Consider the following 21,373-nt stretch of genomic DNA (forward strand, 5'->3'; position numbering starts at 1 on the left):
GACTTTACATCCCACTACGTTCAGTTGAACTACTCACCGCTTAATAACCTTGTGGTTGGTTTAAAGCGGGAGATTCCTACGAACACCGAAGCATCCTTCAGTTATTTAGTAGGCTAGCCCCGCAGTTCCTGCGGTTAGAAGCCGAACGGCTTCGTTTTTAATATTTATACTTGCATTTACATCTCGGTCATGATGAGTGTGACAACTTGGACATTCCCACTCACGTAAAGCAAGATGTTTCACATCCTTGTTTTGATATCCGCAGCAGGAACATAACTGACTGGATGGGAAGTTTTTCGCCACCACAATCAATTGTTTCCCATACCATTTGGCTTTGTACGCGATCATCGCTTCGAACGTTGCCCATGACGCTTCGCTAATCGCCTTGGCTAGTTTGTCGTTTTTGAGCATGTTGCTGACTGACAAATCTTCCATCCCGATGATGTCGTGGTTTTTGACGATTTCGGTGGAGATTTTATGCAAATAGTCGTTTCTGGCATTCACGATACTCTCATGAATACGAGCGACCTTCATACGCTGTTTATGCCAATTGGAACTCCCCCTTTGGCGCCTAGAGAGGATACGTTGTGCTTTTGCTAATTTTTCTTCAAGCTTCCGAAAGAATATCGGATTAGCGTACTTGGTGCCGTCTGAGAGAATAGCAAAGTGCTTTAGTCCCATGTCGATACCAACAGTTGTATGTGTTTTAGGGAGTGGTTGCACATCTGTTTCTGCAAGAATAGATACAAAATATTTTCCGCTTGGATTACGTCGAATGGTCGTGGATAAGATACGTCCTTCGACTTCACGACTTTTGGCAAAACGAACGAACCCTAGTTTCGGAAGTTTGATTTTGTTACCTACAATCGCAATATTTCCGTTCGTGTACTTTGTTGTATAAGATTGTACCTTGTTCTTTTTTGACTTAAAGCGAGGTCTGTCGTTTTGTTTTTGGAAAAAGCGTGTGTAAGCATCCGACAAATGTTTCAACGAGGTTTGAAGTGCGATACTGTCCACTTCTTTTAGCCAAGTGTATTCTTTTTTCAACTTGGTCAATTGTGCAGAACAAGACTGATAAGAAAGTCCTTTTCCTGTTTCTTTGTATGCGTTGTTCCATTTGGCAAGAAAATGATTAAACACAAAGCGTGCGCATCCGAACGTTTTATTTATCAGTATTTTTTGTTTCTGATTTGGGTAGATACGAAACCGATACGCTTTATATACGATCATGACTTTCACCTTCTGTCATGGTATACCATAATTTAATGAACAATATTGAGATAGGACGATGCAAAAACAAACTGTTGTTTTACGCTTTCCAAAAACACTTTTAAAATACAAAACAGAAACAGAGAGGGTACGCGTACCCATACGATTTTTCACCTACTACAAATGACTTCCGAACAGTCAAAAAATCGAGATGAAAAGTAGCTCCCCCTATCCGAAAACGATTCATTTCCCACCTACTTGCCGGGCAATCCTCTTCACGTTCCTTGAGGTAGGAATATTCTCAACTAACTAAGATAAAGTTCTAGTTACGCTTTTCATCTATACCCATGTTTCAATTCCTCATAGGTACGATACAAACTCCCCGTCCGCGGTCTGAATCACTTTCTCTACGACGGTTTCAATTCCTCATAGGTACGATACAAACCCGCCTCTTCCAGGCGGTGATCAGCTTGTGTTTAACGGGTTTCAATTCCTCATAGGTACGATACAAACTCGCAACTGATGATTTTTTAGATAGACTGTGGGGTTGAGTTTCAATTCCTCATAGGTACGATACAAACGAAATTTTCTGCGTTGCCTCGTCGGTGTGCTTCTTTCCGGTTTCAATTCCTCATAGGTACGATACAAACTGACGAGCGTTTAATTTTGGTTAATAATGGAATCTATGGTTTCAATTCCTCATAGGTACGATACAAACGCATGAAAACGAAAAAGAAAGAAATTGGACGTTCTGTCTGTTTCAATTCCTCATAGGTACGATACAAACTTATTTTGCTTTCCTTCGCTTTACATTACGATTGGATTTGATGTTGTTTCAATTCCTCATAGGTACGATACAAACCATATCACCGCAACGTATTGCGTAAGCGCTACAATTGCATGTTTCAATTCCTCATAGGTACGATACAAACTCGAAAAAAATTTGATGATATCACACCGGACGAACGATTGTTTCAATTCCTCATAGGTACGATACAAACGTGTTATACGTTTGTATCATGAGTCTATGAAGAGGGTGTTTCAATTCCTCATAGGTACGATACAAACTGCGACTTAGAAAAGCGTATCTCGGAAGCATATCAGGTTTCAATTCCTCATAGGTACGATACAAACGAAAGTATCGCGTTGTCGGTATACAGTTTCATGATGAGAGTTTCAATTCCTCATAGGTACGATACAAACGAGTTGGCTCGTATTGCATTTGTGAACGCTCCTGACTGTTTCAATTCCTCATAGGTACGATACAAACCCGCGTCCTGTCTCAAGTGAAACGGTATCGCCGTCAAGTTTCAATTCCTCATAGGTACGATACAAACCGAAATATCAACGTTGTATAACTTTGCCAAACGATAGTTTCAATTCCTCATAGGTACGATACAAACACAAACAAACAAGAAAGGGTGTTAAGTATGGTAGAAGTTTCAATTCCTCATAGGTACGATACAAACGCCAGCTGGCTGTCCATACTTTTCAACAAGTTCTGACGCGCTGGTTTCAATTCCTCATAGGTACGATACAAACCTCTAACAATTTGAGTCCCATCACCGATGATGCTTTACTGTTTCAATTCCTCATAGGTACGATACAAACAAAGTCAGAAAGTATCAGCTGCAAGGGTACAAGCTTGTGTTTCAATTCCTCATAGGTACGATACAAACGCAGGCGAATATGATTGAAAAAGAATCGGAATCGGTAGTTTCAATTCCTCATAGGTACGATACAAACTTTGATACATGAGAGAAGATTCCGCGTGATAATTCATGGTTTCAATTCCTCATAGGTACGATACAAACCGCCTAATCCTGTTGGTTGGTTTTGTTGTACAATTGTAGTTTCAATTCCTCATAGGTACGATACAAACCAATGTGCATCGTCATCACCTCGCTTTTGTGAGTAGCAGTTTCAATTCCTCATAGGTACGATACAAACACAATGTGCATCGTCATCACCTCGCTTTTGTGAGTAGCAGTTTCAATTCCTCATAGGTACGATACAAACCGTTGACGGATTTTTCACAGACTTCAAAAGCGAAATCAGTTTCAATTCCTCATAGGTACGATACAAACGTTGAACCATCAGGATTAACTTCCGTACCATCTTCAGGTTTCAATTCCTCATAGGTACGATACAAACACCAGCAGCATTATAAACAGCTTGTTCAAACGTAGACTTGTTTCAATTCCTCATAGGTACGATACAAACTTATACCTCAAACGCGGCAGGAACTTACGCGCTGTGTTTCAATTCCTCATAGGTACGATACAAACGAGAAGCGGCCTCAAGAGCTAAAGAGAGAAAAACACGTTTCAATTCCTCATAGGTACGATACAAACCCAAAAAGTGCTGATAAATCAACATATGGAAAAGCTATACAGTGACATTATACATACATCCGAAAATTCTGTCAATAACCTTGATGCTTTGATACGTCTGAAAAAGTTGCAAAAAATAAACTGTCGTCGATCCCTCGGGGTTTTTGCAAGATTAGAGGTCGACGACAGTTGTGAATTATTTCACTTTCTTGACACAACACGAAACATACCAAATCCTTGTGAATTCCGTCCGCCGATACCTACACGATACAAAAACGTTAAATTCTCTGGAGAAGAAATGAGCTTATACCGCCCTTTCCACGCTGTAATGTAAAAGCCTTTAAAGCTCGTTACGACCCGATCGCATTTTCGAACATCGACAGGTTCGATGAGTAGCCGATCGCTTGGCGGAATCCCGTAATATGCTTCATATTTGTTATGAAAATTCCGTTCGACTAAATGCGGAAATACTTCATCGCTCGGATCAAAAAATTGTGTTTTTTTCTTTCCGTCTACCGTTTCATACGTGCTGTATACGGTCAGTGGCGACAACATTTCGATTTCAATTTCACTTCGATCAATAGATCGTTTTTCTGTTTCTACCCGTTCGACAATGATACGCTGATCTCCAATTTGCACATACGGCTGAAGAAGCAAATATTCCCCTAACTGTTGTGTCAATTCAGGTAATACAGTGCCGATGTGCCATTGAATCGAATCAACAAAAGTAATCGTTTTCGCATCATATTGAACGTGATGCTCGCCAAATAAACGGCTAAATGTAAACAGTTTAAACGATCGCTTTTCTTTGCGAAATCCACGCTCATGCAAAAAGTATGCAAACGATCCGTCGCTTAGCGAATGATAGATTAGCCCTTGCAAATATTGTTGATAGTGGAGTGGCAATGTTACCGCTCCCTCTGTTCCCCGTAATGTAATCATCAATCTCATTCGTCTTTTCCCCTCTATAAAATAAATTCCTCTCCGCCTTTTTTCAAACCAAACTCTTCACGTTTTGAATATTTTTGCGTACGAAACGTGTAAAAAATGACAGAGTCTTCATCCGAGTGCATAATGTTTTGCAGTTCAATTTTTAATTTCTTATAATTTGCTTCTGATATTTCTCCTTCAAACACAGAGTTCTGTACCCAATGAAGATATTTACGGGCAATTTTTAACGCTTTCGCTACGCGCTTCTCATTAAAATCGTACACTAAAATAACAAACACCGCCATCACCTACCATTTCGCTGCGTACGGTTCGTACTCTTTTTCCCCTAATAAATGCTTCTGAATTTTATATAGTTCGAGACGGATTAGTCGTCGATACGATACCGATTTTCCTAAATGGCGATGTTGTACCGTTGTTTGCATTTTCTTTTCTAATTCGCTCACAAATATTTTTCGTCCTTCTTCAGACAATAAAATACCGTCCGTTAGCTTATCAAAATGTTTTTTGGCTAACATTTTTTTATTGATTAATGAAAAAATAAGACGATCAACAATAATTGGCTTAAATATTTCAGCCACGTCAAGGTTAAGTGAAAACCGTCGGAAATTTGTACTATGCAAAAAGCCAATGCGCGGATCGAGATACGTTTTGTAAATTTCACTTAAACACATCGTATACACGATCGAATTTCCAAAGCTAATGAGTGCATTTAAACGATTATGAGGTGGGCGCTTCGTTCGTTTTTCAAATACGAAATCGGGATGACGAATAATCGTATCAAACGCACTGTAATATTTTTCGCGCATATGCCCTTCCGATGCCATCAATTGCTCTACTGTTTGAGCGTCAGTCAACAAAAGCAACTCTTTTTCAAAACTTTCTAATATGTCATTGAAAACATCTTTTTTCTCCAAACGGGAACGATAGTACTTTAGCACGCGCCCCATTTGCTGGATCGAACCCTCAATAAATCGTCGTGCCAAGTTAAGACGTTTTTGTATATCTATATAATGCTCCGCCTGTTTTAAAATCACATGGCCCGCATTTAAATGTTCCCTTGGATAAAACGACCCAACATAATAGCCGTAACGGTTAAAATAATGAACGATGATTTGTTTTTGCGAAGCAAACTCAAGAAAACGCTTCGATACATCTACTTCTCCAAAAATGTATATGTCACTTGTATTTTCGACGGGAATATACTTTTTCCGTTCCTCTGTTTCAAAATAAAGACTATTATCCTTTCGGCGCAACTCTCCGTTTTGAAAAATGTACAATGTCCGTTTCATCTCATTCCTCCGCCCAACAATATTCACGATACGCACATTTTGCGCAAAACTGGATTTTCTTTGGCTTCGGTGGCACCGGCATGCGCGAAATGCGCTGAATCTCTTTAACAGCCTGCTCTAGCTCTAATCTTGCTTCCTCTGTCCATTCGACCACTTCTTTTTTTCGTTCTTCTGGAAACAACAACTCCCCTTTCGCCTGAATTCCCATTTGACGTAAATGGTCTAAATAATAAAGGAGCTGCATTTTTGCACTTTTCATATACCGCGACGACTTTTTCACTTCCCCCACAACGATTTGCCCATCCTCTTGGCGAATGCGATCAATGACAATATTGCCGAATGACAATTCTTTTTTATTTCTTCGATAGTACATCTCTGAAATAAAACGTCCAAGATCAAGCGATCCATCTTCTTGATCAGGTGCAATTTGATGTTTCATCAGCCATACTTCGCGATGGCAGATGTAATAATACCATATGTCTGTTCCGGTGATAGGAATTTCATAGTCCATGTTTTCACCTACCATATCATTCCTTCGCTTTTCGTTTTATATCCAAGCACTTGATCGTAAAAATCATCAAGCATATCTATGTTAACGTAACCTATACCATATAAAATAGGTGGTTTATGGCTAACTTTTCGTGGAATAGAAACAACGTATTGATAAAAAGATGCCTTCATAGCCGCAAATCGCTTTTGGCGTTCAAAAGGATCCTTTATCCTTATGATTTTCTCAAACCGTTGAAATATCGTTTTGGCTTCCTCTTCCAATTCAATAAATACATCAAATTTATCTTCTCCTTCTTCAATAAGACGGAAGTGAGAAATTGGTACGCGTTCCGTTGTTGCTTCGCCGTCAAAATAAAGACTTTTAATTCCATTTAAAAGCTGAATAGACTCTCGATTATTCATTTTCAGAGAGAGCTGTTCAAAATATTTTTCAATCAAAGAGAAAAACTCGCTCTCCTCTATAACCGAATAGTTATTCAAAAGCGAATGAGTTAAATCAATACGTACTAAATCATAAATATAGCTAGCATAGCGACGTCTCCCATCTGTTAATGAAATTACATAAACCTCTCCCTTTTTTAAACCGTTTCTGTTACATCTTCCTGCTGCTTGGTGAATGGAATCCAATGGGGCAAGATCACGATATACAACATCAAAATCGATATCCACTCCAGCCTCTACGAGTTGCGTGCTTACAACAACTCGATATGTTCCGTTCTTAATCTCTTGAATTCTTCGCAACCTTTCTTTCGGGGGGATATGTGTTGATAAAAATGTCATTTTTTCTGAACAAATATGTTCAGCTAATTTTTCATATAAATTTTTCGCACAATCGATTGTATTAACGATAAATAAGTAACTTTTTTCTTCATCCAAACAAAGTTGATTCACAAACTCGTCAATGGTCATATTTTTTTGCACGTACGGAAACAGCTGAACACGCGACAATGCTTGAAAGTATGTCGAAGGCTCAACAAGCTGTACCATTTCATCTCTTTGAAAAATGGCAGGTGTGGTCGCTGTGCTAAATACAAAATAGCAGTTCAGTTCTTCAGCTAAAATTCGAAACATTTCTTTTACTACAAGCCAATATCGATGCGGTATAGCCTGCACTTCATCAATAATAATGATAGCATTAGCTAAGCGATGAAATTTTCGTATCAACTTATTTCGGTTAGTAAATATCGTGTGAAAAAGTTGAACAAATGTAGTTAAAACGATTTCCGAGTTCCATCCCTCAATTAAAAGTTTTGCCACATCATAATCGACATCATATCGTTCTTCATCTTGTGCAAGCGAATATTGCATTTCTGCTAAGTGATGGTGTGATAAAAATAACCGTTGATCGACCACCTTGTTATTTGATCGAAAAATATCTTCTAATACAGATGCTGTTTGATCGATAATACTTAAAAATGGTAGGCTATATACGATACGTGGAGTAACGCCCTTTTCCTTTTCAATCGCTTCTCTAAGGCGAATGGCGAATTGTAAAGATGCAAGAGTTTTCCCCATACCAGTTGGGAGTTGTAGCGAATAAAAATGATTCGCCACATCAATCGGAATGGTTGTAATTTCTTCAAACGCTCTTTCGCGCAACTCATTTATTTTATTCCTGTCCCAATTTCGTTTCTGTTTATATACTTCGATAAGCGAGGAAGGGATAGCACATCTTTCAAAAAAAGACTTTGTTTCTTTTTGTATAATTCCCGCTTCTGATTTATCTGCATCTAGTAGCAATGAAAATAAAAATAAAAATCGTACATAGGGAACTAGCGAATCATTTTCTTGATTCCAACGCATGACGTAACGCCGAATGTTGCGGCTTTGTTTAAATAAATTTCGAACAGCATTTTCAAAATCAGACTTCGCCAATGGATGTTTGGAAAGTTCAGGAATGAAATGCATATATGTGTCATTTAGTTGTTGAAAATCAATGGCTTCAATTTGATTTAGTAACTGTTGCTCCATTTCACTACTAAATTGTTTCCATTCTTCCAGCAAGTCATGAAGATCGCCGTGATGACGCTTAATAATAACAAACGAAATATACTTCCATAACTCTTCAATGTTCTCGTATTTCTCTATAAAAGCCATAAACACAAACGCCGAGAGCAACGCATGGGTTTTCAGTTGCTTCGGAACATTCAAACCACAAATATAATCTTGGAAATACCGATGTGACTTCCCAATATCATGAAAAAAAGCAACATGCTCCACAAGCGTTTGTACCCACTCTTGCTCTGTGAAGCTTAAATTTTTTTCACGCAAAAATTGTGACGACAACCATTTTACCCCTTCTATATGTCTTTGAAGAGGATAGTTCGGATGCGAATATAATTCATTCATCATGTTCCCTCCATATGTAAAGAGAGCACGCATGAAGTGACATACGCGCTCTAATTCAGAAAAACAATTTGCGTTCCTTGATGATCCGTCCAATAGGAATCAACAGAAGCTTTCACCGTTCGTCCATTAGCTTCGAAAAGCACTTCACCGTACAAGTCCACAATTCGTTCATGATCCATACGTATAGGCAATCTTTCTTTAAAATATTCCTTTCCGAATTCAATTTCTAGACTGTTCAGTTTCCGTTCAGGAACAGCTGTCGCGATTTCAGTAGCTTCCTCGTCTTTTTTCTCTTCAAACTCCCGAATAGAAACGAATTCCGTTTTCGCCAGACATTCGCTTAAGCCCATACTCACTGTATATACATTTTTTCCAAATGTTACATAGTCAATCAGTTTATTGAATAGTGTGGAGTCCTCGATATGTACATAACATCGGTATTTCGGAAAGCGTAGAAACTCTGTTCTAATTTGCGTTCGCGCTCCTTCCCTCCGATGTTTTGGAATCCACACATTTCCTTTTGTATTGATATGATTTAATCCCATTCTTATTTTTTTTACAGGATGAAGTAGCTGCACTGCAAATTTTACCGTATGATGATTCACATATTTGAGGTACGTATTTTCCTCTTTTTCTAATCCAACAATGGCACCAATCATCCCGTAAAAGGCGGTAGGTGGGATAATGGAATATGTTAGGGGTGAAGAGGTTGAATATATTTTACGAAAATGTCCAAAATCGGCGTATAGATCAAAAATAAGTACATTCATATAACTTCACCCTTAAAACGATTTTTGTTCAACAACAAAACCTTTGCATTCTAAAGATCTTACTAAATTTTCACTACAAACAAGACGATCGTCTTTTGCTAACTCAATTCGTTCAATGCGCTCTTTATATTTTTCTAACACTTGAAGCAAATTCGTCACATCTAGCACATAGTCATTTACATCACGAATTTCCTCATCTACTTTTTCTGCATGGAGCGACACATATTTATCCAATTCTCCAATTTGGAAATGTTTCTCTTTATATACTACTCTCATCAATAAACGCGGAACTTGTCCCACTTTTGAACGAGAGATAAGACTTTTTGTCCCATTCCACATCGCTTCAAGCATCAACTGTACATCTTCTTCAGTTAACTTCGTATGTTTAGCAGCTACTTCATTAATCACGCCGTAAAAGGAAATAAGCGAATACGGTAATACATATTCTTCACGAAACGTTTTTGTCGACTTTTTGCTTCCCGAAGCAAAAGCACCGGTCCCTTTTACATAGTGTAACTTAACGGAGTGCAACGATTGTCCCATTTTAAATTGCACCGGTCCTGTATGTGTAATAGAGCTCGCTTCCTTACTACTTTTTTCAATCGGTAAAGTTACCCCAAAAAGTCGCACATCAATACACTCATTTAATACTTGTTCGTTAATGAGCGTTTTCATTTCGACTAAGGATAGTTTTGATTTATTTTGTTTTTCGCCGTCTTTAATCAAGAAATCTTCCGCACGCATTTTTGCGTCCTGAATGTATTCGTTTTCATCAGCAATTTCACGAACAAAAATTTCTTTTCCTAAATAGCCATGTAAATAATCTCGTATTGTGCGCTTCAATCGTACATCCGTTACGATATTTTTTCCTGTTTCCTCATCAATTCGAGGCTTATTTTCGTCTACAGGATCTCCGTTTGGATTTGCCCACATGACATCGTATAAAAAAAGCAATTCAGATCGATTGTTCAACATTAACCTTTTCCCCTTTCTGTTCAAATAAGCACTCTTTCACTTTAGAAACAAGATTCATTCCGCAAACAAAATAAAAATTCAACTCGTCCACGGACAGCTTCCAGTTTTTTTGTGCCATCATAAATAATGATGAAATGTCTTCTGCTAACTGCTGATGACTTCTTTGATATGCATCATACTCTTTTAGTTTATTGATCACTTTTGGAAGAAGTCCTTTTACTGTGCGCTCATCCATCTTTAAACCCATCAGCTGCTTTACAAACGGCTGACTCCCTCTCTCTTTCCACTGTACCTCTAGTAACATTTGCGTCAGCGCACCTAATAAGAAAATCGCTTTCTTCTCATTTGTATCCAACTGTTGCCCAAACGTTTCAAATAGCGCATCAAATTTGCTTGGCACTACGCTTCCTCCTTTCATTTTCAGCACCCCACACTGTTCAAGAAAAAGAATGACTGCTATAGCTTGTCTCACCTTGTAGAAGAAGTTTGTGTTTGATTCCACTTCATAAAAATCGCGACGAATCTCTTTCATAATAAACGGCAACAAAAACGTGAAATGGATTGGTTCTTTCTTAAATACTCGATCAACAATAGTCAGAAAATATCGATCTGCATTACTATTAAAAAACGTCCTCACCATTCCAAAATGGAATTGGCGATCTGCAAAAGAAAGTACTTTTTCTACATGTGCTTTCGCTTGAAAAACTTCTCGTAATCTTGACGGAAGAACATCTTCAATAAGCAACAAAATACGCTCTGCACTTTGAATTTTTTGTAAAAATAACAGTTGTAGGGAGATGGTATTGTTGGCATCCGCAAGCACCGCTAGTATATCTTCTTCCGTTGTCATAAATGATTGGACTTTTTCATCTTGAAGCCGTATATCTTTTGGCTGCCAAAATAGAAGATTCATTATGTCCTCATAGTCGTCGCTATTCATTGGAGAGGAAAGAATAAATTTTGGAATAAGTAAATACGATAAACCGTAGAACTGAAAACGCAACTTCTCTTCAATCGTTTTTCTCCCTTCCTCAATGAATGCTTTGCAGTCCAAACAAACAGGAAAATTCCTCCATGCTGAATTTTCGTTAAAACCGCCCGTAATAAATCCTGGCTTATCAAGCGTATAAAAACGAAAAACCGACATTCTCCCGATGACAACATCTTTTTTCTCTCCGCACACAGAACATACTTTTCCCTCAGCGTATAGCTCTAAATCTTTTTCATTCACCATAAATAGAAATTTATCTACAAATAACGGAAGATCGTATAAAAATTTGTTGTTAATTTTGAGTGACAAAATCGCTCTATCTTTCAATTGATCGATTTTTTCTTGAAGCTGAGAAACGACTTCCTCCTGTTTGCTCACGAGCAATTCGTAAATAGAAGAGAAGTAGAGGTCTTCATCGTCTTTAACTTTCTTCAACCATCCTAGTACTTTTTGATGAAACGTATTATCGACTGTCGTAATTCTTGCAGTTGGGGAATAGTTCGTTCCTCGCGGCGATCCATTTCTAAATAAATATTTTTTGAAATCTATGTGAGCCTCTTCTACTTCTATACCAACAAAAACAAACGTCCCATCCTCTTCTTTTAGTAAAATATTCATCGCATATGGATAACCATGGTCTTCAATCAACTGATCTACAACCGTTTTCTGCTTTTTTTCTAGTGCCCACTTTCCAATTTCTGATATTGACTCGATCAATGTTACACCTCCCAAAACACAGCTAACTAATAGCTATATTTTCTCATAATTTTTATATTTTTCAATACATTTTTACTCTTATTTGTTAAAAAAAATCGAATTTTCCATTTTCGTATTTGCATACACGTAAACAATCATACTTGAACGTAGTCAGCAACATATGCTTTCACAAACAAAGGAGCGGTGATACTCCACTTTCTTTTGCTTTTGATTTCGCTTGTTCGTATACACCACTTCTTGGTAATACGCACATAAAAAAAGCGATCCCCTTATCGATCGCTTCTTCCTTTCCCAGCTTTTTATTGTTTTCAACAAACGCTTATCAAACATATCTTGCATGATTGTTCGATACAATGACAGAAACCTTGGGGATGTCTCTCATCCTTACGCATTTCAATTCCTCATAGGTACGATACAAACCTTTTTCGCGGAAGGAAAAAGCCGTTCAAGTCCTGATTGGTTTCAATTCCTCATAGGTACGATACAAACATTTTATTTATGCTTTTAGATTCGATCAGTCTTTTAATGTTTCAATTCCTCATAGGTACGATACAAACGTTTTAGAAATGAAAATAGAGCATGAACAACAAATGTTTCAATTCCTCATAGGTACGATACAAACACCTACCGGGAAACGCTCTTCCCGGTAGGAATTGTGAGTTTCAATTCCTCATAGGTACGATACAAACAAGGAATTAGAAGGGCTGGAATTTGAACAACTCGTAGTTTCAATCCCTCATAGGTACGATACAAACATTGTGTGAAAAGCTGCAGAGTTTCGCTTGGGGTGGAGTTTCAATCCCTCATAGGTACGATACAAACTAACTTATCCAATCTCACAGATGTCGAGGCGTACGAAAATGTTTCAATCCCTCATAGGTACGATACAAACAGTCTAGCAAAGAGGAGGAAAAAGCATGCTCAAAGATAGTTTCAATCCCTCATAGGTACGATACAAACTGAAACTCTTTTGCTGCCCTTGCCATATCTTTGATTTCCAGTTTCAATCCCTCATAGGTACGATACAAACCTTTCCATTTTGTTGACTCCCCCCTGTACAATTTTATGTTTCAATCCCTCATAGGTACGATACAAACGCTGTCTGATTGATTCGAGATGCAATCTCGTTTCCGTTGGTTTCAATCCCTCATAGGTACGATACAAACTTTGATTTTAAGGTGAAGTTAAAGTCCTAACTTTTGTTTCAATCCCTCATAGGTACGATACAAACTCGGATTTTATCTTCTAATGAATGGAATTATTGAAAGTTTCAATCCCTCATAGGTACGATACAAACTCATCAACGTTTTTCCTGCTCCGAGTGGACCTTGAAGGTTTCAATCCCTCATAGGTACGATACAAACAAGGCAAAACATTCCCACATTTCGAATCATGGCTCGATGTTTCAATCCCTCATAGGTACGATACAAACAAAGTGTCGATGACTTCGCTGATGCGCTAGGTACAAAATGTTTCAATCCCTCATAGGTACGATACAAACCGGCGTTCGCCCTGATTTGAGTCGATTAAAGACTGAGGTTTCAATCCCTCATAGGTACGATACAAACCCGCGTACGCATCGACGGCGAGTGCAGCAAGTATACAGGAGTTTCAATTCCTCATAGGTACGATACAAACTGCTTTACTTCATACTCAACCAACCCGCGAATTTGCCTGTGTTTCAATTCCTCATAGGTACGATACAAACCTTCCATCGCCTTCTCGTGTTGTTTCTTTTCTTCAGCAGTGTTTCAATTCCTCATAGGTACGATACAAACAGCGAAATACTATGAGCAACTGAAATGGCTGCTCGAACAGTTTCAATTCCTCATAGGTACGATACAAACCAAGTTGAACTTGGGGAGCTCGCAAATTGCTGGCGTGGGTTGTTTCAATTCCTCATAGGTACGATACAAACGTGTAATCATCGAGGGAACAGATTTCATCATCGTTGGAAGTTTCAATTCCTCATAGGTACGATACAAACGTTGTAGTAAGCATAGATAGTGATTTCCAAAGGATGTTTCAATTCCTCATAGGTACGATACAAACACGGTGATGGCGGCGAGCCAGCAGGAGATGGAGGACAATGTTTCAATTCCTCATAGGTACGATACAAACCGAATTGGATTACAGGAAAAAACTATCCAACGGTTGAGTTTCAATTCCTCATAGGTACGATACAAACTAAAGCTGTGTTCCGGGTATGATTTTTGAAAGGTCGTTTCAATTCCTCATAGGTACGATACAAACAACAATTGATGGAGTATTACATTGACATTCATGTATGTTTCAATTCCTCATAGGTACGATACAAACCACTAACACCGGAAGAAGAATTGCGGCAAAGAATCGAATGTTTCAATTCCTCATAGGTACGATACAAACATTCAAGAATAACGGTTCTAACTCAGATAAGAATCTTGGTTTCAATTCCTCATAGGTACGATACAAACGTTGTCTGCTGTGTAACTGCCTTGTTTGGAAACAGGGAGTTTCAATTCCTCATAGGTACGATACAAACGAACAGACCTTTGTTCATGAACTGCTACATGCTTGTTTGTTTCAATTCCTCATAGGTACGATACAAACAACATACCATGCTCCCAAGCCTTCACGCATTTCTTGTTTCAATTCCTCATAGGTACGATACAAACCTCTTGCTGATTTCAACTTGTCTAGTGATTCACTACTTCAGTTTCAATTCCTCATAGGTACGATACAAACTATCGTCCCGCGTTCGTGGGGCGGCAGTAACTACATGGAGTTTCAATTCCTCATAGGTACGATACAAACGTGTTTTGCATGTGTTCTTGTAGGTGTTCCGTAGTGGTTTCAATTCCTCATAGGTACGATACAAACTCTAAGTCACCGACAGACCGCACAAGTCGATCCAGTTTGGTTTCAATTCCTCATAGGTACGATACAAACAACTGCCCCAACAATTGGAAGTTTTTCAACTTCATCGGGTTTCAATTCCTCATAGGTACGATACAAACCTAATGAGATTGTCAAGGAGTATGAGGACACTGGTATGTTTCAATTCCTCATAGGTACGATACAAACCCCGAAACAGTGTTGATAAATCAACATATGGAAAAGCTATACAATGTCATTATACATACATCCGAAAATTCTGTCAATAACCTTGATGCGTTGATACGTCTGAAAAAGTTGCAAAAAACAAATTGTCGTCGATCCCCTGGGGTTTTTGCACGATTGGAGGTCGACGACAGTTGTGAATGTATTCACAAGTAGTTGTTTTATAAAAAACAGCCTCCGATTTGGAGACTGTTTTATGCTTCGGCGTTCACTTCCGCGATAATAACAAAACCGATGACAGCTGTAATGACTAGACCTGTAATCATCCACATCATCATGCATTCCCCCTTTTGCCCATTTTCTTTTATTTTACACGTTTTTGTCTCGTTCGAAAATGGGGTTTACGCTTCTTCTTCTATTTTTCTTACGTATACATTTGAACGGTGAGAGAAAAAAATAGAGGCGAGCATGAGAATAAACACTGCTCCAAGCACAAGTGGTCGCTTCGCTTCGTCGATGGCGCTTGGAATCAATGTTCCGATATATAAAAACGCACTAAGCGCAAATAAAACGAGACTGTATGCTTTGTAGTCACGCGCTTTTCCTAACCAATGTTGCTTTTGTTCATCCAACATAACCGTCCTCCTTCCTTCTTTCAATGTATCATAGAAAAGAAAAAAGGGGGCGATGTAATTTATGCCAACGCTTGTGCTAAATCTTCAATTAAATCATCCGCATCTTCTAAGCCAACAGAAATGCGAATAAGTCCGTCCGTAATGCCGAGTTCAGCACGACGCTCTTTCGGAATGGATGCGTGCGTCATTTTTGCAGGGAGGGAAATTAAACTTTCAACCGCTCCTAAACTTTCCGCTAGCGTAAAGTAGCGGACGCGCGTGAGCACTTGTTCTGCTTTTTCGGCGCTGCCAACGTCAAATGACACCATGCCGCCAAAGCCGCGCATTTGTTTTTTCGCTACGTCATGATTTGGGTGTGACGGAAGCCCAGGATAATACACGCGTGTAACAGCTGGATGATTCGTTAAAAATTCAACAATTTTGCGTGTATTTTCCTCATGTTCTTCCATGCGAATGCCAAGCGTCTTGATGCCACGCATTAATAACCATGAATCTTGCGGACCGAGAATGCCACCTGTCGAGTTTTGGATGAAGTGCAAGTCGGTCGCAAGTTGTTCGCTATTAACGACGACAAGCCCAGCAACGACGTCGCTATGACCGCCTAAATATTTTGTTGCGCTATGAATGACGATATCTGCACCAAGCGCAATTGGCGTTTGCCAATATGGTGTGCTAAACGTGTTATCGACGATCGTTAGTAGTCCATGGCGTTTCGCAATCGCTGCTGCCTCTTGGATGTCTGTAATTTTTAAAAGCGGATTCGTTGGCGTTTCAAGATAAATCGCTTTCGTATTTGGTTGAATATGCGCTTCAATATTCGCTAAATCGCTCGTATCGACAAATGTCGATTCAATGCCAAGACGGTTCAACACTTTCGTCATGACGCGGTATGTGCCACCGTATACATCGTCAGTTAAAATGACGTGATCGCCGCTGTTGAACAACATCATAACCGCTGTAATAGCTGCCATCCCAGAACTAAACGCAAAGCCAGCATATCCTTCTTCCACATCTTTAATAAGCTCCTCTAGTGCATGCCGTGTTGGATTGCCGGTACGTGAATATTCGTATCCTTTATGCACACCGACCGCTTCCTGTTTATACGTGCTCACTTGATAAATCGGAACCGAGACAGCCCCTGTATGCACATCCCCAGCAATGCCACCATGAATCAATTTCGTTTTTCTTCTCACATTACATCCCGCCTTCGTAAATGTTTTTACTTAAATACCGTTCGCTACTATCTGGAAATACGACGACAATGTTCGTTCCTTCTTTCGCCTGTTCCGCCTCTAATAACGCTGCATGAAACGCCGCACCAGACGAGCTACCGACAAGCAATCCTTCCTTTTGCGCAAGCTCTTTAACACGACGAAACGCATCATCATCTAAAATCGTATGAATCGCATCAAAGTAGCTTGTATCCATATATGGCGGTAAAAATTCCATGCCGATCCCTTCGGTGCGATGCGGGCCTGGTTTTCCACCGTTTAAAATCGAGCCTTCTGGTTCTACGATGACCGTTTTCACACGCGCATTTTTCTCCTTTAAAAATTGCGCCGTTCCCATAAATGTACCGCCTGTTCCTGCACCGGCGACAAATACGTCAATATGTCCGTCCAGTTGCTCCCAAATTTCTGGACCGAGCGTTTTATAATACGTGCGTGGGTTCGCTGGATTAGCGAACTGCTGTGGGCAGTAGGAGTTTGGAATTTCAGCCGCCAACTCTTTCGCTTTACGAATCGCTCCTTCCATCCCTTCGCTCGTTGGGGTGTTGATTACTGTTGCGCCAAGCGCGCGCATGAGTTGTTGTTTTTCGATGCTGAACTTTTCGGGGACGCAAAAAATGACGCGAATGTTTTTTCCGATCGCCGCAAGCGCAAGACCGATCCCTGTATTGCCTGCCGTCGGCTCGATAATCGTTCCACCTTCTTTTAACTTGCCTGTCGCTAGCGCATCGTTTAACAATTCTTGGCCGAGACGATCTTTGACGCTTCCGCCTGGGTTAAAATATTCCAATTTCGCAAATATGCGTACCCCCTTTGGCAGCGGAAATTGCGTAATTTCAACGATTGGCGTATGCCCGATCAATTCATGCACGTTTTTCGCTACTTTCATGTTGTGACCTCCCAAAAGATGAAAAGAAGGAGAGGATGCCTCTCCCTATTTATTTAATTCATTCACCATTAATTGCACAAGTTCAGATGAGTGAAGAGCTGCTTTTTGTAAAAATTGTTCAAACGATACGTTCGACTCTTTACCTGCGATGTCTGATAATGCGCGAATGACGACGAACGGTACACCAAACTGATAACATACTTGCGCAATCGCAGCCGCTTCCATTTCAACTGCGTATAAGTCAGGAAACTGCGTGCGTACAAAGTCAACGCGCGCTGGATCGTGCATAAAGGAATCGCCTGTTGCAATGAGCCCTTTCGCTACTTGAATGTCGCGAATATGCGCAGCGCTCGTTTCAGCTGCTTGCACTAACCGCTCATCTGCCGCATAGCGCGCCGGCATGCCCGGCACTTGTCCGTACGCATAGCCGAATGCCGTCACATCTACATCATGATGAACAACTTCGGTTGAAATGACGATATCGCCAACGTTTAGCGACGGCGCAAAACCGCCAGCTGAACCTGTGTTAATGACAACATCTGGCGCAAACCGCTCTAACAAAATCGTTGTTGACATCGCCGCATTCACTTTACCGATACCTGATTTTAATAAGACGACGTTCGCTCCGTCTAACGTGCCGCTATAAAATGAACAATTTGCTACCGTTGTTTCTGTTCGGTTCGCTATCTTTTCTCGTAAAATGGCTACTTCTTCTTCCATCGCTCCAATGATCGCTATGTTCATCGTTTCAACCTCTTTCACTTATTGTTTGACAGCCTCCATCAACCAAACGAAGCGATTCATCGGCGTAAATGTGACCGTAAAACCGTGTGTAGTAAACATATGCTCTAAGGCAGGAATTGTCGTGTAATATTCGCGCTGTAAGTCTTCCGCTAAATCGACGAATCCTTTTTGTTTCGCTTCTGCAATCATCGCCTCATACGCCTCATGGTCAATAAACGCTGTATCAGCAAACACTATTTTACCACCTTTACGAAGAAGTGTGCTATATTTGCCGATCGCTTCTTCTTTTTCTTGATCTGTTAAATGGTGAAAAGCATATGTGCTTACAATCGTATCGATCGGTTCGCTCGGCAATGGAAACTGTAAAAAGTCTCCGTCTTCAATTGACACATGTGCAAGCTTTTCTTTCGCCAGTTCGCGCATCGGTGCAGACGGCTCAATGCCATATACCGTCTTGTTCGCTTCAATCAATTTTTTCGTTAAATTTCCTGTGCCAACGCCGAACTCTAACACAACGTTGCCGCTTTTTTCAACAACTGTATTTAAAATCGTCTCATATCCGTCAAATACGTCACGATATTGCTCATCGTGCCCGTATACTGACGAATCATACGACTGTGCCCACGTTTCAAAGATGTCTAAAAACTCACGTCCCATGATGTCACACTCCATTTAAAAGTGATAATTCCTATAAGTATAGTATAAATTAAACGTATTACTGTTCTCAATCTATCACATTTTTTGTCGATGTTCAATGGAAATGTGTTAAACTACGGATAGAGAGGAGGAAGACGATGATCACGTTTGATTTAATCCAAGATAAAGTAGAATGTTTTGAAAGAGGCAGCGTCCGCATTCTCGTGACTTTAGTCATGAGTAAGGACGCTAGCATATGTTATTTATAATGTGGCTATAAAACCAGATAAAATCTTGATTTTCACTCATACACATGTTACCCTACAATTAGGTGATAATATATGGAAAAAATACACTACGGACGAGGTTATGTCTATTCTATTCAATATCATATCGTATGGTGTGTGAAATATAGACGCAAAATATTAACTGACAAAATAGAACAGCGTTTGGTGGAAATATTGCAAAAGATTGCCGCAGAAAATGGGTTTGTGATACAAGAAATCAATGGAGATTTAGACCACATACACTTACTCATAGAATGTAGTCCGCAGCACTATATACCAGATATGATTAAGGCATTAAAAGGTGTAAGTGCGAGGTTGTTATTTAAACAATACCCAGAGTTAAAGAAACAACTTTGGGGAGGGCATCTTTGGAATCCATCTTATTTTGTCGCAACAGTTAGTGAAAATACAGAAGAACAAATAAGAAATTATATTAACTCCCAAAAGGAAAAGTAGGTGAGTTTATCTATGTTAAGGGCATACAAATATCGCTTATGTCCTAATGAAGAACAAAAAATACAATTAGCTAAAACATTTGGTTGTGTAAGATTTGTATATAATTATTATCTCGCTAAAAAGATAGAATTGTATGAAACAAAAAAGAAACAAATGTCTAAAACAGATTGCAATAATCATTGTAACAGGGAGTTAAAAAGCGAATTTGTGTGGCTGAAAGAAGTAGATAAGTTCGCATTAACTAATGCGATCTATAATTTAGACAACGCTTTTCAAAATTTTTTTAAAAAACAATCTGGCTTCCCTAAATTTAAAACAAAAAAATCACATAGATACAGTTATACGACTAATTTCACTAACAATAATATAGAAGTTGATTTTGATAACAACAAAATCAAACTCCCAAAACTTAAATGGATGAGATGCAAGTTGCATAGAAAGTTTGATGGACAAATAAAGTCTGCCACTATCTCTCAAGTGCCGAGTGGCAAATATTTTGTGTCCATATTAGTTGATACTGAAATAAAACAATTACCAAAAAACAATCATGTGTATGCTTTTGATTTGGGGCTAAAAGAATTTCTAATAGACAATCATAACAACCACATAAAAGACCCTAAAGCAATACAAAAATATGAAAAGAAATTGGCAAAGCTACAAAGACAGCTTGCAAGAAAGAAAAAAGGAAGTAAAAATTGGAACAAGCAAAGAATTAAAATAGCGAAAGTAAACGAAAAAATAAGTAATACTAGAAAAGATTTTCAACACAAGCTATCTTCGAAAATTGTTTACGAAAACCAAGTAATCATTAGCGAAGATTTAGCTGTGAAAAACATGATAAAAAATTCACGTCTCGCTAAAAGAATATCAGATGTAGCATGGGGTGAATTTTGCAGACAGATAGAATATAAGTCGATGTGGTATGGTAGAACATATCATAAAATAAGCAGATGGTTTGCATCATCGCAAACTTGTTCAGCGTGTGGGTGTGTAAACAAAAAAGTAAAGTTATTATCCATAAGAGAATGGGTTTGCGATCATTGTGGCACGATTCATCAAAGAGATGAGAATGCTGCAAAAAATATACTACAACAAGGCTTAAAAGAATTAGGTTTATTTGCATAAATATCGTACGGCAGGAACTGTCGGAATCATACGCCTGTGGAGTTAGTAGGTTGCGAGGACGATGAAGCAGGAAATTCTCACTGCGAAGTGAGAAGCCCGCGACTTTAGCCGTGGGAGGTTCACCATAACAAAGCGATTATGCTTGAAGTACATCATGTTTCCTATCAAATGCAACTGCTCGAAAACGGACAGCTCCTTTATAGCGCGCTCGTGCATTTTAAAGCAAAAAAATAGAG

17 protein-coding genes, 1 pseudogene and 2 CRISPR repeat arrays are annotated in these 21,373 nt (G+C 39.2%); of the genes and pseudogenes, 4 read left to right on the forward strand and 14 right to left on the reverse strand.

The features are described from left to right. Positions 1–105: 105 nt before the first annotated feature. The 14 genes from tnpB (BO219_RS06555) to BO219_RS06620 all read right to left on the reverse strand — a co-directional run bounded on the left by tnpB (BO219_RS06555) (position 106) and on the right by BO219_RS06620 (position 19,290). A complete protein-coding gene (gene tnpB / locus BO219_RS06555) occupies positions 106–1,230 on the reverse strand; it encodes an IS200/IS605 family element RNA-guided endonuclease TnpB (protein WP_077428900.1) in 1,125 nt (374 codons plus the stop codon). A 328-nt stretch (positions 1,231–1,558) separates the two neighbouring features. Next, a CRISPR array of direct repeats spans positions 1,559–3,563; the repeat unit is 30 nt; unit sequence GTTTCAATTCCTCATAGGTACGATACAAAC. Positions 3,564–3,743: 180 nt separating this feature from the next. Next, entirely contained in the window at positions 3,744–4,493 is a 750-nt protein-coding gene (gene cas6, locus BO219_RS06560) for a CRISPR-associated endoribonuclease Cas6 (RefSeq protein ID WP_077428902.1), read from the reverse strand. A gap of 14 nt (positions 4,494–4,507) precedes the next feature. Beyond that, positions 4,508–4,771, reverse strand: a complete 264-nt coding sequence (gene cas2, locus BO219_RS06565; protein ID WP_077428948.1) for a CRISPR-associated endonuclease Cas2 — start codon at positions 4,769–4,771, stop codon at positions 4,508–4,510. 9 nt (positions 4,772–4,780) lie between these two features. Then, a complete protein-coding gene (gene cas1b / locus BO219_RS06570; protein WP_077428903.1) occupies positions 4,781–5,782 on the reverse strand; it encodes a type I-B CRISPR-associated endonuclease Cas1b in 1,002 nt (333 codons plus the stop codon). A gap of 1 nt (position 5,783) precedes the next feature. Further along, on the reverse strand, positions 5,784–6,293 hold the full coding sequence (gene cas4, locus BO219_RS06575; RefSeq protein WP_077428949.1) for a CRISPR-associated protein Cas4: 510 nt from the start codon (positions 6,291–6,293) through the stop codon (positions 5,784–5,786). 8 nt (positions 6,294–6,301) lie between these two features. Then, on the reverse strand, positions 6,302–8,641 hold the full coding sequence (locus BO219_RS06580; protein ID WP_077428905.1) for a CRISPR-associated helicase/endonuclease Cas3: 2,340 nt from the start codon (positions 8,639–8,641) through the stop codon (positions 6,302–6,304). A gap of 50 nt (positions 8,642–8,691) precedes the next feature. Next, positions 8,692–9,411, reverse strand: coding sequence for a type I-B CRISPR-associated protein Cas5b (gene cas5b / locus BO219_RS06585; RefSeq protein WP_077428906.1), 720 nt, complete (start codon positions 9,409–9,411; stop codon positions 8,692–8,694). 12 nt (positions 9,412–9,423) lie between these two features. Next, positions 9,424–10,386 (reverse strand): type I-B CRISPR-associated protein Cas7/Csh2, encoded by a 963-nt coding sequence (gene cas7b, locus BO219_RS06590; protein ID WP_077428907.1) that lies wholly within the window; start codon positions 10,384–10,386, stop codon positions 9,424–9,426. Then, a complete protein-coding gene (locus BO219_RS06595; protein ID WP_077428908.1) occupies positions 10,367–12,094 on the reverse strand; it encodes a TIGR02556 family CRISPR-associated protein in 1,728 nt (575 codons plus the stop codon). Before BO219_RS06595 ends, cas7b begins: the two co-directional genes overlap by 20 nt. A gap of 390 nt (positions 12,095–12,484) precedes the next feature. Then, positions 12,485–15,160: a CRISPR direct-repeat array (repeat unit 30 nt; unit sequence GTTTCAATTCCTCATAGGTACGATACAAAC). Between the two features lie 377 nt (positions 15,161–15,537). After that, on the reverse strand, positions 15,538–15,771 hold the full coding sequence (locus BO219_RS06600) for a YrhC family protein (RefSeq protein ID WP_226373772.1): 234 nt from the start codon (positions 15,769–15,771) through the stop codon (positions 15,538–15,540). A 59-nt stretch (positions 15,772–15,830) separates the two neighbouring features. Next, the gene (locus BO219_RS06605) at positions 15,831–16,964 is read right to left on the reverse strand and encodes a bifunctional cystathionine gamma-lyase/homocysteine desulfhydrase (RefSeq protein WP_077428910.1); all 1,134 of its coding nucleotides are present in this window, start codon (positions 16,962–16,964) and stop codon (positions 15,831–15,833) included. Between the two features lies 1 nt (position 16,965). Further along, positions 16,966–17,889 (reverse strand): PLP-dependent cysteine synthase family protein, encoded by a 924-nt coding sequence (locus BO219_RS06610; RefSeq protein ID WP_077428911.1) that lies wholly within the window; start codon positions 17,887–17,889, stop codon positions 16,966–16,968. Between the two features lie 45 nt (positions 17,890–17,934). Next, a complete protein-coding gene (gene mtnN / locus BO219_RS06615) occupies positions 17,935–18,633 on the reverse strand; it encodes a 5'-methylthioadenosine/S-adenosylhomocysteine nucleosidase (protein ID WP_077428950.1) in 699 nt (232 codons plus the stop codon). Positions 18,634–18,651: 18 nt separating this feature from the next. After that, positions 18,652–19,290 carry a class I SAM-dependent methyltransferase gene (locus BO219_RS06620; protein ID WP_077428912.1) on the reverse strand — a complete coding sequence of 213 codons (639 nt, stop codon included), beginning with the start codon at positions 19,288–19,290 and terminating at the stop codon, positions 18,652–18,654. Between the two features lie 137 nt (positions 19,291–19,427). On the opposite strand from BO219_RS06620, the gene BO219_RS14425 reads away from it, so the two are divergent. The 4 genes and pseudogenes from BO219_RS14425 to BO219_RS06635 form a co-directional block, all read left to right on the forward strand. Then, positions 19,428–19,538, forward strand: a complete 111-nt coding sequence (locus BO219_RS14425; protein ID WP_143271274.1) for a DUF2536 family protein — start codon at positions 19,428–19,430, stop codon at positions 19,536–19,538. Between the two features lie 72 nt (positions 19,539–19,610). After that, positions 19,611–20,012 (forward strand): IS200/IS605 family transposase, encoded by a 402-nt coding sequence (gene tnpA, locus BO219_RS06625; RefSeq protein WP_077428913.1) that lies wholly within the window; start codon positions 19,611–19,613, stop codon positions 20,010–20,012. Positions 20,013–20,024: 12 nt separating this feature from the next. Continuing rightward, positions 20,025–21,137 carry an IS200/IS605 family element RNA-guided endonuclease TnpB gene (gene tnpB / locus BO219_RS06630; protein WP_077428914.1) on the forward strand — a complete coding sequence of 371 codons (1,113 nt, stop codon included), beginning with the start codon at positions 20,025–20,027 and terminating at the stop codon, positions 21,135–21,137. Between the two features lie 129 nt (positions 21,138–21,266). Then, a pseudogene (locus BO219_RS06635) lies at positions 21,267–21,371 on the forward strand (DUF2536 family protein); the annotation flags it as partial. Positions 21,372–21,373: the final 2 nt, after the last annotated feature.

Source organism: Anoxybacillus kestanbolensis, from assembly GCF_001996285.1.
GTDB classification, from domain to species: domain Bacteria; phylum Bacillota; class Bacilli; order Bacillales; family Anoxybacillaceae; genus Anoxybacillus; species Anoxybacillus kestanbolensis_A.